This window comes from Streptococcus sp. Marseille-Q5855, from assembly GCF_946901985.1.
GTDB lineage: Bacteria > Bacillota > Bacilli > Lactobacillales > Streptococcaceae > Streptococcus.
Genome location: NZ_CAMPPR010000002.1, coordinates 219084 through 238846 on the forward strand (window position 1 = coordinate 219084; position 19763 = coordinate 238846).

General features: G+C 39.6%; 5 protein-coding genes. All 5 read right to left on the bottom strand.

Translation table 11 applies throughout. The annotated features are described in order from the left end of the window. Positions 1-105 precede the first annotated feature (105 nt). A complete protein-coding gene (locus tag OC529_RS03575) occupies positions 106-5661 on the bottom strand; it encodes an SIALI-17 repeat-containing surface protein (protein WP_262081497.1) in 5556 nt (1851 codons plus the stop codon). Positions 5662-5702: 41 nt separating this feature from the next. Then, complete coding sequence (locus tag OC529_RS03580; protein ID WP_262081498.1) at positions 5703-11354, bottom strand: ZmpA/ZmpB/ZmpC family metallo-endopeptidase; 5652 nt, start codon at positions 11352-11354, stop codon at positions 5703-5705. 200 nt (positions 11355-11554) lie between these two features. Beyond that, positions 11555-12733 carry a hypothetical protein gene (locus OC529_RS03585; protein ID WP_262081499.1) on the bottom strand — a complete coding sequence of 393 codons (1179 nt, stop codon included), beginning with the start codon at positions 12731-12733 and terminating at the stop codon, positions 11555-11557. A gap of 17 nt (positions 12734-12750) precedes the next feature. After that, positions 12751-16401 carry a helicase-exonuclease AddAB subunit AddA gene (addA, locus tag OC529_RS03590; RefSeq protein WP_262081500.1) on the bottom strand — a complete coding sequence of 1217 codons (3651 nt, stop codon included), beginning with the start codon at positions 16399-16401 and terminating at the stop codon, positions 12751-12753. Next, the gene (gene rexB, locus OC529_RS03595) at positions 16398-19673 is read right to left on the bottom strand and encodes an ATP-dependent nuclease subunit B (protein WP_262081501.1); all 3276 of its coding nucleotides are present in this window, start codon (positions 19671-19673) and stop codon (positions 16398-16400) included. The genes addA and rexB overlap by 4 nt, the downstream gene beginning before the upstream one ends. Positions 19674-19763: the final 90 nt, after the last annotated feature.

Consider the following 19763-nt stretch of genomic DNA (forward strand, 5'->3'; position numbering starts at 1 on the left):
TTTTGTCCGATGATAGCCTTTTTCAAGTACCCTATATAGAAAAAAAGCCATCAAATGATGACTTTTCAGAGGGAGCAAAAACTGCCCTCTTTATATTTTAAACATTTAAATGTCTTCTTTAAACAGTTTATTAAAGAAACCGTCTGTGTTTTTTAGTAGGGCTTTAAAGACCTTAGATTTAAGAGCAACAGTGTGAGAGAAGTCATCTGGTTTCTTCAAATCTTCTTCAACTGCTTTAACAAAGATATCCTTCAATTGTGTATAGTTGGTAATTTGTTTACCGTCAATTTCAATAGCAGTAAATCCTTGTTCTGCTTTAGCTTTAACATCGTGATACCAATGTCTCTTCCACTCTTCAAGTGTCTTGAACTTGTCTCCAGAAACTTTTTTGATAATGAAATCATCACCTAAGAGACCTTTATTGTCTTTATTAGCGGCGCCTTGATGTTTGCTTGAAACATAATCAATGAATCCATTTGCATATCCAAAGTAACCCCACATACGAAAAGCATTGTGTTTGAAGGATAGAGAACCGGGGGCACCTGGACTCGTATTACCACCGTAAATACCCGCCATCATATTGACATTGACATAAGCCGTACCAAAATCTTCTGGGTGGAAGACCTTATTGCCTGGATTTCCGTGAATGGTCATAAAGTTATTATTTACCAAGTCATCGATGGTTTCCAGTTTGGTTGTTTTCTCAGCGTCTGTCAAGTCACGCACTTTGTCCCATTGGTGAGGAGCACTTAGTTTATTTCTATCCATTGGTTGACGTGTTTCGCGGTCAATTTTCTTGAACCACTTACTATTGTCACCTTTAATCTTAGGAAGAACAGCTTCAGCTTCAGCATAATCAAGCATCATCATAGCTTCATTGTAGTTCTTCATGTAGTGGTCGATTTGGTCACGTGTTTGAAGTTTGTCAGGGTCTGGATTATACCACTGGTTTCCATCATTTGGACGATGATAGGCCATGTTAAGACCTAACGCACCATACTCACCATTTGTTGTTGACTTATCAGGAGTTTGTAACATTCCTTGAGCAAAAGCTTCCAAATCCGTACCTTGACGATGGTTATGTCCTCCAAAGTAAGCTACACGGTCATTAATGTGTGTGGTTTCATGTGTGAAGGCAGAGATACCAAACGGGTCAAGCATATTGGTTACCATGAAGAATACTTGCTCATCTTTCCACGGTTTATCGTAGATTTTCGCCATAGCTCCCATAGCTCTATTAACTTGATGCCAACGGTTAGTCGGGCCGAATAGTTCACGAATAGGAGATACCACGGTTCCACCTTTTCCATAACCTTGACGATTTGCATCCTTAATTCCTTCATAAGTTTGATTATCCCAAACAGGTGTTGGTACCATATACTCGCTCTTCAAGAGTTTATTACGAACACTTGGAAGAGCTAAACGAGACCAGAAATCAAGATAAGTTTGTTGTGCTTTAGCGACTTCATCAATACGTTTCTTCAATTCCTTACGTTCTTCTTCAGTGTTCTTACCATATTTCTCAAATGAACTATAAGCCATCGTGTTATAGGTTGAAATCATAAAGATATGGGCTTTCTTTAAGTTGAGCAATGGTAAAATCATACGACCGTGAACGTCATTATTTAAACCGTCAAATACACGATGTCGCTTATCTTTAAAGGCTTCAGTAGTTGTTTCAGGCTCTGCTACATAAACGTTTTTCGCAGAATGAATAAACCAGTCATTCAAATCTTTATCTTCTGTAAATAAACGCATATTATAGTCTAAGAAGCTACGTAAATCACCTTTACCAGTTGCACCAGCAATCACTTCTTTGTAGGCATCTTGTGTACGGTCACCTTTCAAGAAATGTTCTCTTGAACCAATTTGAATCAAACGGTCTAGTACACTTGGTGTCTTACCATAGAAGTCCGGTTTGAACATCATGATATCCTTGATACTCAAATCACCATATTTGATATCATAGTAACGATTAAGATAAGTCAGTCCCATTATAATCTTAGCTTTATTATCTTCTACTTTCTTGAGTAGCGATTTCATCGCGGCAGCATCAACGTTTAATTGATGGTCTTCATTTTCGACCAAGGCTTTGACGAACTTATCTAGATTTTGCTTCACTTCGGCAAAACTTTCTTCCAAGTATAGATTACGAATATATCCATCTTTACGAGCATTTGTATTTTCTTCTGACTTCTTACGTATATCCATTAATGCGCGTACTTCAGCTGAAATTAGGTCAACACTTGAAAGTCTTTCTTTCACATCCGCAATCAGTTTGTCCCGATTTTTAACAACTATATTTGGTGTATAGACAATGTTTTGACCTGCTACATCATACTCTTTTACTTGAGCTACTTTAGAATCAGCTTTAGCGGTAACTACCATTTCTTCTTTAGTGCCATCCGCATAGTGAATCATAATCTTATCAATATCTGATAAGTCCGTCACAAACTGACCATTCTTCATACCTGTAACAGATAACACTTCTTTAGTCATTAGGTTTGAACTTGTAGCCAATCTGTTACCTTGGTTTACAATCCATTCCTTATTGTAGAAGGGTTGTAGTTTCTCGATGTTGTGGTATGCCTGCTCACGCGTTGCGTCATAATCTTGAGTTGTTTTATACTCATTATCACGAGTTGTTAGGTTGTTAAGTGTATTCACAAGTGGGTCTGTGATTTCATACTTATCAGCAGTGATATTGAAGGTGGCAATACGTTTATCAGCTTCAGCTTGGTCTACACTCTGAATTTGTTTTGAACGTTTATATGAAACATTGCCTGACGCAACATCTCTCACATATACATTGTTCTTAAAGTAATGGAATCCAAAGTCTGGGTCGCCCGAATCCACTGAACCAGAACCGTACATGATTTCACCATTGTTTACTTTCATCATGCTGACGTTGTTTTCAACCCATCCCCAATTGTAGTTGTCGTGAATGAGCCCACCACTTTGGTTATTTGTTTTGAGAGTCATGGATCCTTTAACAACGGATTTAGTCAAGTGACCTTTTTGTTTTACATCCATAGGGTTTACACCGTGGTCGATTTTCGCAATCAGTCCACCGAATTTAGCGTTGTTTGCCTTAATATTCGCATCTACATAAGAACTATCAACATTACTTCGCCAACTTTCGCTGACAAGTCCACCAGCCCACCAACCTTTGTTACCCACACTTTCAATTTTACCAATGAAAGCAACATTGCGCATGCTGGATTCATCAAGTTTGTTTACCATACCCGTCACGTCATTGTTACCAACAACTTGGCCAGTCACCTTGATATTTTCAATTGTTGAATTCTTAAAGTTTTCACCGAGTGGTGCGGTTCGGTCTGCCCAAGGCATGTTTATGTTTACATTCCCCAGATTAATGTCGTGAATGTGAGCATTTTCAGCTCTTGCAAATAATGGCCGTGCCAGATTATGGATAGTGAAGTGATTGCTTCCATCACTCAATAATTTTCCTTTGAAAACATTCGTCACATATGATTTGTTCGGGGTTGGTGTATTAGTTGCATTTAAGTCAGCCCCAAGTTTAAACTCACCATCAGGTTTTTTCTGCATATCTTCAATGAGTTCTTTGAAGTTGTAATATACATTTCCAACCTTTGGTCGTGGTTTTTCCATGTAATAAACGTACTCATTACGTATCTTGCTTGGGTCAGTATGATGAATAAGGTCAACAGCTCTTGCGGTTACTTTGTAGAGAATTTGGCCAACCTGATTAATCTCTTCGATTTGATTAACTGCTAAACGAGTCACTTTGTTATCCCGAGACGTCACTTTGAGATAGTATTTTTCAGTCTCTGTTGGTGTCTCAGTCAGGAAGTCCTTCAATGTTTCTGTTCCATCTTCTTCGACTTTTACAAGATTTGTTGAGGTAATGTTTTTCAATTCAACTTTTTTCAAATCCAAGCGAAGTGGTTTCTCTTCTAATGTTGCAGTTTCTTCTCCCTTACCACGGTCATAGGTCATAGTGGTTTCTATCTTATAGTCCTTGTAGAATTTTAAATCTTCTACCTGCTTATCTAATTGCTCTGAAGTTAAATCTACTGTTTTGACAATTTCATTTCCATCTTTAATTGTCGCAGTAATTTTATTGATTGTGACTCCATCTGTATTAACCAAATGATAAGAAAGATTTGCGGAGCGGTCTAATACATTTGTATTTGTTCTCTCCAAAGTCAAAACAGGAGCCGTTTTTTCTTTAGGCTTTTCTTTTGTACCTTTTACAAGAATTTCAGGCTTCATTTCTTTCAAAATAGTTACTGTTTCAACTGGTTCACTAATTTTTTTGCCATGTAACTCTTCATAGCTAGTAATAATTTGACGTTCGCCATCCTCACCAATTTGTTTAACAGAATCATCGCCTATAAATTTGGTAGGATCAGATTCTTCTATAGTCGTTTTAGAAATAGTCTCGGTCCGGATATCGGTATGTAAAGAAGGCAACTCTTCTCTTTCTGATGCAACTTCTGAAACTGTAGATATTGGTTCAGTATACTCTGGAATGTCGATAACAGGTGGCTCAATCAAGTTTCCATTTTCATCTACTCCTGTTGCACCTACTGGTTCCGTGTATGCTGGTTTTTCGCTAACAGGTGCTTCAATCAAGTTTCCTTTTTCATCCACTCCTGTTGTACCTACTGGCTCAGTATATTCTGGCTTTTCGCTAACAGGTGGTTCAATCAAGTTTCCATTTTCATCAACTCCTGTTGCACCTACAGGTTCAGTATATTCTGGTTTCTCAGTTTTAGGCGCTTCATCTGGAACTGTACCTACAGGAGCTGTGTACTCAGTTTTCTCTACTTTAGGAGCCTCATCTGGAACAGTACCTATAGGTTTAGTGTATGCTGGTTTTTCATGAACTTCTGGTTCAACTAAATTACCGCCAATTGGAGCTGTATATTCTGGTTGCTCATGAACTTCAGATTCTACCAGATTACCACTAGCTGGTGCTGTATGTTCTGGCTTCTCAGCTTTAGGTGCCTCGTCAGGGACTGTGCCTACCGGTGCAGTGTACTCTGGCTTCTCTGATTTAGTTGTCTCGTTTGGAACGGTGCTTACAGACTCTGGATTTTTAGGTTTTTCTGCTTTAGGCGCTTCATTAGGGATACTTTCCTGAGTTTCAGATACTGGAACATTTTTTGTCCCCTCAGCTTTATGTTGAATTTCTGAAATTGCATCATCATTAAGGGGTAGGTATCCAATATAACGATATCCAGCAATTTGAACTACTCCTTCATTACTTGGAGCTTTCAAAGGATTGCTTATATCGAGTGCTTGCATGCTAGAAAGACCGATTAGTCCAATCGTAGTAACTAAGAACAGACTAGCAACTTTTTTCTTTTTATGAACTAAAAGAACTAAACTACCAATAGCTAATAGACCTAAAGCTGTAAGCACAGAAGTCGATGAACCTGTTGCAGGAAGAGTTTCCTGCTGATAAATAAGAGCATAAGTTTTCTCATTATCAGTAGGAATTCCTGCCTGAATCTTTGTTTGTTCTTCTTGTGTAAGAGAGCTTTTTTCAATGTAATGATAGGTAGAAGCATGAATGATTGACGGTGCAACCAAGATACTTCCGAGTAAAACAGAACCAACAATCCCACAGATTTTTCGGATTGAAAATCGTTCTTTTTTAAATAATGACAAGCGTAATCACCTTCTTTAATTTTATTTCCTAATAGTAAACACTATTTTTTATTTTCAAAAATTGAACTTCTAAAATCATCAGTTTGGTCAAGATAAGCTTTAAAGATCGCTCTCTTCAACTTATGAACTGCACTATCAGTCTCTGGATTATAGTTATCCCAACGAGTACCTTCTGCATCCTGACGGACAGCTTCATTCATTAGTCGTTGCAACTCATCTATATTACTTGTGGTTTTGGTTGCAAAGCTTGTCCACGATTTACTTGTATCCTTAAAGGTAACTTTGTTCAATTTGCTGAACTTGTCTTTACGCTCTGCATACATAGCCTTTTTAAAATCACTCCAAGTGTGGTATTGACCATTAAATAATTTTTGAAGTACCAATTTATCTGTCACTAATCCTTTGATCTTACCATATGAGGTAATCGTTTTATTATTTGCCCTAGCATCTGGTTCAAATTGATTTGAGATATATGGCACCATACCATCTTTAAATCCTTTAGCAGCTAATAGTTCATAGGCCATACGACGTCCCATCAGGTCACCTGGCGTTCCGTCATCATTACTTAATGCTGCATAAATCGGCGCAAATAATTTAATAGTGAAGTAGCCATTTCTTTCGTATTTGCCTGACGCATATTCCCTAGACGAAATAATATTATTCTCAATCAAATCATTGAATGAACGTAGTCTTTCAGCTTCTGCATATGCCAAATCTTTAACTACATTTGTTGCGTAGACATTATTTCCATCTGGATCTGGATGATACTCATTTGTAACTTTTCTAAGAAGTTGTTGTTTTTGATAAGTATCCAATTTAAGAATTGAATTCCCCTCGAGATATTCCAACATATAAACAACGTCAAACATGTTGTGGACATATTGCTTCAAATCATCTGCATTATTAAATCTTGTAGTTGGATCAAGTATTTGTAATCGTTCTCCTTCTTTACTATCCGATTTTAAATGTTTCAAGATAGAGTTGATGGTGATGGTTGCGTCATTTGGATGGTCTGGTGCTTGTAATAAGCCTTTTGCAAAGAACTCTGGTCCCAAGCCACTTCTTCGACCATAGCCACCAAGATAGATGTCCTGATCTGAATCATGCGTCATTTCATGTGTATAAGTGATAGCTCCATCCTTATCCAACATACGATAACCCATATAATAAACGGCATCCCCTGTAGCATAAGCACCGTGTCCATTATGTCCAACCTTATTTCCAACAGGTCCAAAGAAATGTTTCATTGCAGGATTTTGACTATCAAAATCTGCTACTGTTGTAGCTTTTCCATCAGTATTATCATCTCCGAATTTATAGGCATCATAAAGCAAGATATTTCGGTAAAGCTTCTCACGCCCTTCCTTATCTAGAATACGATACCAATAATCATAGTGATCTCGTTGACGCTCTGCTGTTTCGTGAGCACTCTTTTCAACAAAGCTATTCAGATCACCACTTGCTTGATGTTCTTTATTACGATAGCGATCATAAGCACCAAAGCCTAGGCTAGAGATAGTTGAAATGACAAATACTGATTTTTCTGGCAAGGTAAGTAGAGGTAGTACCATGTTACGGTATTTCCAACTGTCGCTAGTGATTCGATCATAGACACCGATAGAGTACTTGCTGCCAACTTTTTCCTGATTAGCCCTCACTTCTGGAATATTAGATTTTTCTTCAACGATTAAGGCTTTTGTCTGTGATTTAAACCAGTCATTATTAGTCGTGTTTGGTAGAAAGACTTTTCGATAATTTTTAAGCGTGCTAAACAAATCTTTCGTTCCATGATGGCTAGCTAAACTAATAGCATAAGTATCAACGTTGTTCTTGGCAAGAAGATTATTAAATCCTGATTTACCTAACTCAATCAAGGTATCTAACGGAGAAGAATTTCCTTTGCCAAAGAAATCTAGATGGTACATTACAAGGTCTTTTGCATCCACTTTATCATAACTAAAGTTATACCAGCGTTCTAGGTAGCTCATACTAAGTAGCAAGGCTTCCTTGTTACGCTTGATTTTATCTACAATATAACCCATCATTACTTGATTGTCTCCCGCTAGAGCAGCATCCGCAGACAATAGTTTTTTTAGACTTTCTTCTAGATGATCCTTCGTTTTAGCAAACTGGTCTTCTAGATATAGCTCGGTTAACTTAACTTTCGAAGAAATACCAAGTGTCTTTCTGATAGCTTCTGAATTGTAGGCAACTTGCTGTAATTCAGGTAAAACTTGATTGATGATAGAGGTTTGGTTATACAAGAATTGGTTTGGAGTGTAGAGAAGGCCCGTATCTGCTAGATTATATTCTGCTAGATTGGCAAAATCATCCTGATACTTGAGATCAAATTTCTCAGATGAATAATCATTATAGTGAAGCAAGAGTTTGTTTGCATTATATTTATCTGAAATAATATCTGTGATTACTTGGTCATCATTCATCATGACAGCAGATAAAAGTTCTTTTTTAAATAACAAACTGTTCTCATTTACTAGATTTCCATATTTTACTATGGTTTCCTTATTATAGAAAGGTAATAATTTTTCAATATTCTTATAAGCCAAGGCGCGTTTATCTTGATAATTTGCCACCTTAGAAAAATCACTTTCTTTATTGCCACTTGTTGAAAGAGGCTCCACTGTTGGTGGGGTTAGAGGATTGATTTCTGCTTTCTTGCTTGCCACTTGAGAAGCATCTAACATCATTCCTCTTTCTTCAAAAGATTCCTTGCTGACAACTTCATCATTCTCCAAGGCAACTTTGATAACTCTATTAGCTTTATTGCTGAATGTAGCTGTCACCTTCATATTGTTATAGTGGTAAGCAGTGATGGCATTCCCGTTGGTTACATTGACATCGCTGAGAACATCGGTCAATTCACCAGCATGTTTTTCATCATTTGAGCGTCTATCCCACAAGTAACCTGCTACCCCAGCGACTTCTCCAAACTGTTTGACATTATTGATATCTCCCTCAGCATAGCTATTACGGATATGTGCATCATTGTCTACAAGTCCCACAAGACCACCGACAGTCTGATCCGATTGATTTGCATTTGATGAAATAGCTATTGTAGCTTTAGATTTAGCAATGGACGCGTTTTTTCCTGTCAAATGTCCAACCAAACCACCGATATTATATGGAGTAGTTGTTTCATAGGTATTAATAATCCTTCCCTTGAAACTGCTATCAGAGATACTTGATTGTTCAGCCTTGGCAAGCAGGCCACCAATACCACGTTCCCCTGCTAATATACCATTAACATGAACTTGATTAATCTTTGTACCATTTGTAGCTTCATTTGCCAATGAACCAATATCATTCTTTCCTGAAATAGCAACATTTTTCAGACTTAATTTTTCTACTGTAGCATTACTTAAATTGTTAAATAGAGGTTTTTTCAAATTATAGATAGCATAATTTTTGCCATCTTTTTTCCCAATCAACCTACCAGTAAAGGTGCCTGTAATATAAGACTTAGCATCAGGATCCAGTTCCACTTCGTTAGCATTCAAGCTGGCTGATAGATAATATGTTCCACCAAGATTTTGGTTGATGGCCTGAACTAGATTAGCAAAGGAAGTAAAGTTTGTCGTTTCCTCTGTAGTCTTCTTAGCTAAATAGAAACTGAAATTGTCAACATATTTATGGTCTATCTCTTGCTGGAGTTTATCAACTCCAGCTGTAATTTTATAAAATGTACGCCCATCTTTCAACTCTTCATATATAGATTTTACTGGGAGATAAACATCTTTAAACGTAGAAGATTTTACCTTTACAAAGTAAGTATCTGGATTACTTGGGATCTGATTCAAAGATACATGCTGTTTATAAGTTCCGTTTGTTTGATGGCTATACAATTCAATATCAGAAACATTTCTTAATTCAAGTGTTTTCTCTAAATCAGTTTCTTTTGGTTTCTCAACCGGAGTTTCAGGTTTTAGTTGCTCAATATTCCCCTTGTATTCAGGAAGTGGATCTACCTGTTCCGGTTCAACAATAGCACCAGCCTGTACTCCTGTGTATTCTGGCAGTGGGGTTACCTGCTCCGGTTCAACAATAGCTCCAGCTTGTGGGCCTGTGTATTCTGGTAGGGGGGCTACTTGTTCTGGTTCGACTATCGCTCCAGCCTGGACTCCTGTGTATTCTGGTAGGGGGGCTACTTGCTCAGGTTCAACAATAGCCCCAGCTTGTACTCCAGCATATTCCGGTTCAACTTTTTCAGGTTCAACAATAGCTCCAGCTTGTAGACCTGTATATTCTGGTAGCGTGGCTACCTGTTCTGGTTCACCCTTATCTGTTACAACAGCTTCTGGCAACTCTGGTTGGACTTCGGGCTCACCTTTGTCGGCTACAACAGCTTCTGGTAACGCTGGCTGGACTTCTGGTACGCCTTTATCACTTACTACAGCTTCTGGCAAAGCTGGTTGAACTGCTGGTTCAACAATAGCTCCCGCCTGTACGTCCTTATGTTCTACACCAGTCTCAGGTTGTTCCTTTATAACTTGAGTTTTTTTAGTACCTTTTTCTACTATTCTTGGAACAGGCGCAGTCGTTGAAGATGAAACAATTTCTCGTGAAACCTCTTCCTTGTTTACAGAGAATATTCTGACGATTTCAACTTTCTTACCTAATTTACCTTCTTGTTTTACTCTTACAGTTCCTTCAGCTAAATCAGGATTCTCCTGAATTTCTTCTTGAAAATCTATTTTTGTCTCTATAGCTTCCTCACGATATAAGAGTTCAGGTTTATTCAACTGACCTGATAAAACTTCATCCTGTGGATTTAGTGTATTTACCCCAGTCTTTTCTTTTGGAGAATTCTTCTCCTCTTTCTTCGTTTCTAGATTCTTATGTTCTGCTAATTGTGCTTGAGAATCTGAAGATTGTTTCTCTTCTTTTCTTGGATTGATTAATTCAGTAGAGAAAGGTTTTTCAACTACTTGAACTTCTGTCGGCTTAGTTGAAGAAACAGGTGTTTGTTCCTGAATAGCTTGTACTGTTGATGGATGTTCTACAAAAGTCGGTGTAACATTATAATCCACCTTTTGTTGAGTTGTTGGACTAGATACTGATTTCTCTTGATTGCTTACTTTAGATTCAGAAGTTATGTTTCCCTCTTTGATATATCCAATATAAGTATAACCTGAAATCTCTTTAGGAAGAGGTAATTTTTCTCCAGAGGTCAATTCATAGTCCGTATTGTAATTCAGTAAGAGATTATTTTCTAAAGCATGAGCTGAAACTAAGACACCATTTCCTATTCCTGCAACCAATACTAAATGTAATATTGTTTTATTCTTAACTTTTTTCTTGGAAACAGCAAAAATTAAAATCCCCAGAGCAGCTAAGCTAGCACCAGCAACTAAGGCTTGCACCTCATTCTTGCTTCCAGTATGTGGCAATTCCGCCAGTTGATTTTGAGAATTTAACTTATAAACAAGATAATAAGTCTCATCATCATTCTCCACGTATGTCGGAATATCATAAACGAGCTGATTCTTTTCTTCTGATGATAGCTCTGAATCTGTTACATATTTATAGTGAACACCTTTAGTTTCTTGAGCATCCACAGATGAACTAGCTAATACAGACATAAAAAATAAACTTGAAATCGTTGCAGATACAAGTCCTACTGATAATTTTCTAAATGAAAAACGTTCTTGTTTTTCACCAAAATACTTTCCCATGATTCCTCCTTGAAATACAATTTATAAATGTTACAAAGACCTTTATTATATTAGTGTATTATCTATAAAAAAGGCAGTATACCTTAATTATACTCTTTATTTACCGAAAAGTCTTAAAATTTAGTATCGTTTTCATACTTTGTTTTATATTTTTTTGGATAAAATAACACCTACCATGAAACTTCCACGGTAGGTGTTACTCATATCAATAATCGTTCTAAAAATGGTTTGATGCAGTTGAGGAGAATTCCTTCTATCCAGCTTTCTTGTGCTGAGGATAGATGTTCTGACTGGAGACTTTCTTTTAGAAAATCTCGGACTTGTTCTGGTGCGATTTCAAACTCAAAAGCTTTCATTTTATAGAAAAAGTCGAGCAGATGATCTGACAGATATTCAGTTGAAAAGGGAACTTCTCCACTTTTTCGATATTCTAATAAGAGTCGAGCAAATCTGGCTTTTTCTTCAGGAAGCTCACGAAAATAGGAATTGAGGAGCCAGGTCTGCTTCTGTTTTCTTTCAATTGGATCCTGACTGGCAATTCGTTGGTCTTTTTCCAACTCTTTTTGGTATTGTTTGGCCTTGATAGCCCGTTCTGTCCGATTTTTACCAAAAAGAATTTTCTCCCACTTGCGTTCTTCTTGAGTCAGTGTCTCTGTAAAGCCAAAGTAATCTTGATAGGCACGCTCTGCTGGACCCATGGCTAGAACCAGATTGTCTGCATATTGCTTGGCGATTTTATCCCTCTTCTTGCGCTCTTTCTCTGCCTGAATACGGAGTTCTTGTTCGTAGTCAATTTTCTCCTTACCTAGCTTGACAAGGTAGAGTTGGTCATCTGGTTTTCCAAGTAAGAAGGGTTTGATACATTTTTCAAGAACTTCTTCCATACGAGCCTTTTTCTTGGGCTCTGCCTTGGTCCAACTTCCTCCTTGAAAGACTTCTAGGAAGAGCTGGTAGTCTCTATCAGGGGAGAACTGATTGCCACGATTAGGTTTAAAAACACCTTTTTCCCAGAGCCACTTTAGAAGACGCTCGTCAAAGTCACTTTTATTGACCTTGATTTTCTCCTTTTTCTGGGCTTTTCTGGTCAGATTTTCAATCTTTCTTAGCAGTTTTTCTTCCTCTTCCAATTGCTGGTCAAGGGATAATCGATGAAAATGACGAACACAGTCGCTACCAATTGGAAAGAGGCGTTGGCCTGTGACACCGTTAAAGAGTTCATAAGCGTATTTGATGGCATTTCCACAGACACAATTGCTACGGCCAATACCGTTAAAAATCAAGGAAACTTCATTCCATTCCTTGGTAGCTTGTTCCCAAGTATCCGCTTTTGAAGCCTGTAAAACCGCATCATGCAGGGATTTTCTAACTGGAAGTGTCATGAGGTCTCCTTTCTATATTATACTTTTACAACTTGAACATCGTCTTTACCTAGTAAAATCAAGTATTTTTCAATATTTTCAATCGAATAGGCTCGAGATAAAGCTTCTCCATAAAGGGCTAACTGACCACGATAACGGTCTACGAGTTGACTGGACTCATCATAGCGGTCTGTCTTGTAGTCGAAAAGAACGATTCTATCCTCATAAAGCAGATAGCCGTCCAAGATTCCACGGACAACAAAATCTTCCTGACTCTTTTGATCTCGTTTGAGCATGGAGAAGGGTTGCTCACGATAGAGATGGTTAATATTAGCAAGAATTTCCTGACCGAGTGCTGTGTCAAAGAAAGCTAGAATTTTAGCAAGATTAATCTTGTCTCTGACAGCCGGGCTGGTTTGAACTTGTTTGAGAGTTTCTGTCAGGCTGGCAAGCGTTGGTCGGTGACTGAGATCCATTCTCTGCATGAGTTCGTGGATAGCACTACCAATCTCAGCTCCAGTTATCTTTTCTTTGCTTGAAAAATCTGGTAAAGAAAAGCTGATTTTCTTGTCTACTGACTGGCCTTGACCTGCAATCTCGACACCTTCCATATCCATAACTGGTTCGTAGAATTTCTTGATTTGACTTGGGGTTTGAACACTTGGCAATTCAATAGCTGCGCGGTGAATACTATTATAAACTTCCACCTCTTTCAGCATTTCAAGAGCTTCTTTAATAGTTTCAGACTGGCGATTGTCTGCTTGGGAGCTATCTTGTAGAGGGCTTTTGTTTTCTAACTGACCGATAGCTTCTCTGGTCAACTGATCTTCGCCAATAAAACGATAGCTAAAGTTGAGATGATCCTTGGCAAATACTTTGCTGATAGCCCAGATCCAATCTTGAAAATTCTTGGCTTGCAGTCTAGTGTTGCTATTTAGTTTTCCATTTTTGGCTGCTGGGTATTCCTTGGCTTCCAGCTTTTCACGAGAACCCTTACCGACAAGATAGAGCTTTTTCTCAGCCCTCGTCATGGCAACATACAGCAGACGCATTTGCTCTGAATAGCTTGCCAGCTGTAATTCTTCTTCGTTCTGCCTATAGGTCAGACTAGGAATGGAGAGTTTGATGGTTTTAGGGTAGTAGGCTTTCACTGCTCCTGTCTCCATTTTGGCAATGTATTTGACACCTAGTCCATTTTTACGACTGAGAATGACTTCTGACATGCTGTCTTGCTTGTTAAAGTCTTGATCCATATTGAGGATAAAGACGTAAGGAAACTCCAGCCCTTTACTCTTGTGAATGGTCATGAGCTCTACTGCATCTTTTGGCGGTGCGACTGCCACGCTTGCCAAATCGTGCTGGGCTTCTAGGACCTTGTCAATCATGCTAATAAAACGTGACAAGCCCTTGAAATTGCTCTTTTCAAACTGGTCAGCTCGCAGTGCTAGAGCATAGAGATTAGCTTGTCTAGCAGGCCCATTTGGCAAAGCCCCAACGTAATCATAATAAAAACGGTCGTTGTAAATCTTCCAAATCAAGTCATAGAGAGAGTGCGTTTTGGCATACAGGCGCCAAGAAGCCAAGATTTCCATGAATTGGTTTAGTTTCTCAGCTAGAGCTGTGTGGATCAATTTTTTCTGGCTTGTTACCATTTTTTGAGCATTGACCAGTTTCTCATAGAGATTTTCTTGGATTTTATCCTCTGCTTTCTGAAGGGACAAACGTGCTAACTCATCCTCATCAAAACCAAACATTGGAGACTTCATAAGGGCAACCAAGGCGTAGTCTTGCAGGGGATTGTGAATGACACGAAGGGTGTCTAGCATGACTTGTACTTCTAGGGATTGGAGATAATTGTTTTGCTCTCCGTCAGTTTTAACAGGAATCCCGTACTCAGACAGGGCGAGAAGAATCTGGTCATTACGACTGCGGCTGGAGGTCAAAAGGGCAATTTCTTTAAAGGAAACACCTTTCTCCTGATGAAGTTTCAGAATCTCCTTGATAACTAAGCGCATTTCACCTGTTAGTTTCGTTCCTGCCGGGCTTTCTTCTTCCTCATTTGTGTCGTCCTTGTCGTAGAGGAGAAATTCTGCCTTGTTGTCTGGATTGGGAGTCAGTTTAGTATTGGGAAAAACAAGCTGGTGCATGTTATCATAGTTGATTTCACCGACCTCTTGATCCATAAGGCGTTCAAAAACATCATTGGTTGCTGATAGCACTTCGGAACTACTACGGAAATTTTCCTTGAGGAGAATGAGCTTGCCCTCTTTTGGATTTTGCGCATAGCGTTGGAACTTTTCATTGAAAATCTGCGGGTCTGCCTGACGGAAACGATAGATAGATTGCTTGATATCTCCCACCATAAAGCGGTTGTGGCCATTAGAAAGTAATTCCAGCATCCGTTCTTGAATATGGTTGGTATCTTGATACTCGTCTACCATGACTTCATGGAAGCGCTCCTGATAAGCCTCACGGACTTGCGGAAAATTCTCCAAAATCTCAATGGTATAATGGCTAATATCAGCGAATTCAAAGGCGTTTTCCTGGCGCTTACGCTGACGATAAGCTTCCACAAAATCACTCATGAAAGTTTGGAAAGTCTTAGCTAGTTCCCAGGTCTCTCCATGATAACGTTCTTGATAGTCGAGAATGGTTATCTGGTCTGACAGTTGTCCTAGTTTAGCAAACTGGGTCTTTCTCTCTTCGTTGTAGGCATCGACCAGCGGCTTCAAATCAGCCTTACGGCTGGCATTAGTCAGAGCTCGGCCGTTTTTCTCTTTCGAAATTGCGACAACACGCGCAAGCGCCGTTTGATAAGCCTGACTATCGGACTCTTGATTCAAGGAACTAATTTCATCCAGAATCAACTGGACATTTTCTAAATAGGGAGCCTTAGGAAACTCCTTGGCATCATTATCCAGATGATAACGGAAGAAACTTTCCAAGTCCCAAAGGGCTTGCTGGATTTGCTCAGTCAGTTTTTCTTTTTCACTGGTAAAATCAGCCTCTTCAAAACCTTTGAGGAAAGATTCACTCAGCCACTTTTGAGGGTTGCTGGTTGATTGGAGGAAGTCATAAATTTTATAGACTTGCTGGCGCAGCCCCCGTTCATCCTTGCCACGTCCAGCAAAGTTTTTCAGCAAATGACTAAAGGTCCCTTTCTGTTTGCCTTGGTAATGGGCTTCAAATACCTCATGAAAGACTTCGTTTTTGAGAAGGAGTTGCTCGCTCTGGTTTTGTAAAATACGGAAATTAGGCGCAATATCAATCAGATAACCATGTTTGCCAAGGAATTTTTGTGTGAAAGAGTCCATGGTTCCGATGGCTGCGTTGGGTAGGTCTGCCAACTGACGACCCAAGTGTTGTTTGAGGTCAACGTCATCGCTTTCTTGGATTTGTTGGCTAATTTTCTTTTCCAAACGTTCTTTGAGTTCGGTCGCAGCTTTGACGGTAAAGGTTGAGATAAAGAGTTGAGAAATTTCGACACCACGCGCCAATTGATCTAGAATGCGCTCTGCCATGACAAAGGTTTTACCAGAACCAGCCGACGCTGAAACGAGGATATTCTGACCAGAAGTGTAGATGGCTTCAATTTGTTCGGCAGTTTTCTTTTGTTCCTTGCTCGAATGCGCTTCTGCTTCTTGCAGTTTTTGAATTTCCCCCTCAGTTAAAAAGGGAATAGGCTTCATCGATTCAACTCCTCTCTTATTTTTTCAAACCAAGCTTGCTTAAGTTTTTCTCCGACCAGTCGTTTGCCATCAGCTAAGTCCAACTTTTCTAGAAAACGGGCTTGGCCCAAGTGGTAATTGGCTTCAAATCCAGTGATGGCTTGGTGTTGCTGAACATACGGTGCAATACTTCTGTCATTTTCAGTATAAGGGTTAATGGCGAACTGGCCTGCTAAAATCTTCTCAGCCGCTTTTTTATAAAGATGGGCATTGTAGTCCAGTAGGAGCTGGAATTCCTCATCCGTCAGCTGATTAGCCTTGTTTTTGTTATAAAATTCGCCCAAATGACTGCTTTCTTTTTCTAAAAAGAGGCCTTGGTATTTCATAGACTTGCTAGCTTCTACTACTGCACCTGCCAGACTTTTAACGGCCATCAGAGATTGGACAGGCTCAGCCATTTCCAAGTACATGGCACCGAAAAAGTTCTGTTCCCCCTCTCTTTTTAGGGCAGCAAGATAGGTTGGTAACTGGGAATTGAGCCCATTAAAGAAATGAGGAAACTGGAACTGAGTTAAACTCGACTTGTAGTCTACCACTCCAATCGCTCCATCAGCTTTCAAACGGTCAATCCGGTCAACCTTACCTCGTACAAAGACACTGCGCCCATTATCCAATTGAATAAAGGCCTGCTCTTTACCCCCGAAGTTCGCCTCTTCTTTGATGGTTTCGATGGCTGGATTGTGTCGGAGAATATGTCCAGTCGTCCGCGCCACATCAAGCAGAACTTCTTTAGTAAACTGGGCTTCCAAACTTTCTTGATAAATAGCTTCAAATTCGCGTTCTTGACTGGTTTCTTGAATAGCTTGTTCTAAACGTTGGTCAAAAGAATCTTCGTCAGGCAACTGCAAGGCTCGTTCAAAAATACGGTGTAAGAAATTCCCGTGACTACGGGCATCTGGACGCAGGCGCAATTCCTCCTGCAAGCCTAACACGTAGCGAAGAAAATAACTGTATTCATTGCGGTAAAACTCCGTCAAACCGGAGGTAGACAGGTAAAACTCCTGATCAGTTGGATAGAGAGCTTGCAAGGTGTCCTTGGCCAAGGGCTTACTGCTTGGACTGGTTGGAAGGGCAGGATTTTTCAGACCTTGCTGATCTAACTTTTTACCCATGACACGCGCCAGAACCTTAATAAATGTCAAATCTTGCTCAGTCTCACTCATCTCGCCCTGCTGGTGATAGGCAACCAGACTGGACAAAAGACTGTGATAGGACCCCATATCTTCCTTAGACAGCCCTTTGTGATTCATCCTCTTCTCTCTCCGACTAAATCCAAAATGGACTAGCTCTTGAAGATAGGCTGATTCCTTGCTTTCACTTTCATTAAAAAGGCTTGGAGCCGACAAAACCAACTGCTTACGGGCAGAATTGACCAAGGAAAGCATAGTATAGCGATTTTTCTTGAGGTTCTCACTGCTGGCAATCAGCAATTGTGCTCCCTCTTCAGTCGTTTGGTTTAAATTTTGTCTTTCTTCGTCTGTCAAAAGGCTAGTATTTTGCGCGATTTTTGGTAAATGGTCCTGAGTCAGCCCAATAGCATAAACAAAGTCAGCTGTCAGAGGAGCAATCAAATCGTAACTCTGCACCAGAACGGTGTCCACTGTTGCTGGAATGGTGCGATACTGAGATAGGCTCATCCCAGAATGAAGCAAGGCAAGGAAGTCCTCTAGATTAACTTGCGAACCAGCAAAAACGGTCGCAAATTGTTCTAAAACATGACAGAATGCCTTCCAAACTTCGTCCTGTCTTCCCTGTTCAAGAATTTCCATAGTGGCTGTCAAATCTTGTAACTGCTTGGTCACAGCTCCTTCTTTTAGAAAAGAGTTCCACTTTTGCAAGAGATTTTCAGCCTTTTGTTTTCGACTGGCAAAGAGGGTTTCAAGAGGTGTTAAAATACGCAGACGAAGAGCATTTAAACGTTCCAGATTAAATTTTCCATGGTGGGATTTGGTAAAGGTTTGCTGAAAGGCTGGCAAGCTATTGATACCAAGATAACGTATATATTGCTCAAAAGCATCAATATCAGCTTGACTAAGATCTGTATACAAACCTGTTCTGAGGAGATTAATCAAATCCTCCTGACGGAAACGATAGCGTTTCAAAGCTAAAATAGACTCGACAAACTGTGTCAAGGGATGATGAGCCATGGATTCGCTTCTACCAAGATAGAAAGGAATCTGATACTGGTCAAAAATGGTTTTAAGAGATAATTGGTAAGAAGCTACATCCCCCAAGAGAATACGAAAATGCTTGTAGCTCAGGTCTGAGTTCTCATGTAATTTCTGACGAATGCTACGGGCTACTAGCTCCAACTCCTCCTTTTGCGTCAAGCAAGACCAGATTTGTAAGTTGTCACGGTCCTTCTCATTGACATCCAATGTTAATTCTGAAAAGTTATAAGAAGACTCCAGCAAACGAGAGGCCTTATCAAAACTATCCATCTTCTCATGAGTCTGAGAACGGTCTTGAGCAGGAATTTGGTATTTAGAGGCTAGATGATGGAGAAACTCCACACTGGCTTGATAGAGATTGCCTTCAGCGAATGGACTGGTATAAGCTTTCTTACTAGCATAAGCCCCAATAATAATCTCAACTCCCTTGCCATGAAGTAAGTCCACAATTCGTTCTTCTTCGGCAGAAAAACGGGTAAATCCATCAATGACCAAGGCGATTTGAGTAAAATTACTGCTAACTTTGTTATTCTCAATAGCCTCTATCAAGTGGGACAACTGACTTCCCTGAGCCAACTGACCTTGATTGAGGTAGGCCGTTACCTTCTCAAAAATCAAGAGTAAATCGACCCTCTTTTCCTCATCCGTCAAACTCTCCAAGTCCAAAAAACTCATCTGAGCTTTGGTCATCTCGTGGTAAAGCTCAATCAACTGCTGGATAAATTGAGGATCTTGCTTGATAGCGCCATAAACACGTAAATCCTTAGGATCAAGTTCGGCAAGGCATTTGTAAAAGGCCATCCCAAGACCAATATCATCAAGACTGATCTTGGCAGGCAAATCATTCAAAATCAGGTAACGAGCCATTTGAGTAAAGCGCGTGACGGTAATCGCAAAAGAAGCCTGCTGGGACAAGCATTCCAGCACGGCGCGTTCCTTTTCAAAAGAAAGAGAGTTAGGAGCGATATAGAAGACTCGCTTGCCAGCAGCAACTAGCTCTTCTGCTTCTCTAGTTAGAACCTCGGTCAAAGAAGTCCGAATATCAGTATAAAGTAATTTCATCTCTGCCTCGTTGGAATTTTTCATTACCCTATATTATACCATGATTAGTCTCGTAAATCTGTTAAAATATTTAGGCCATCCTTTCTTTTA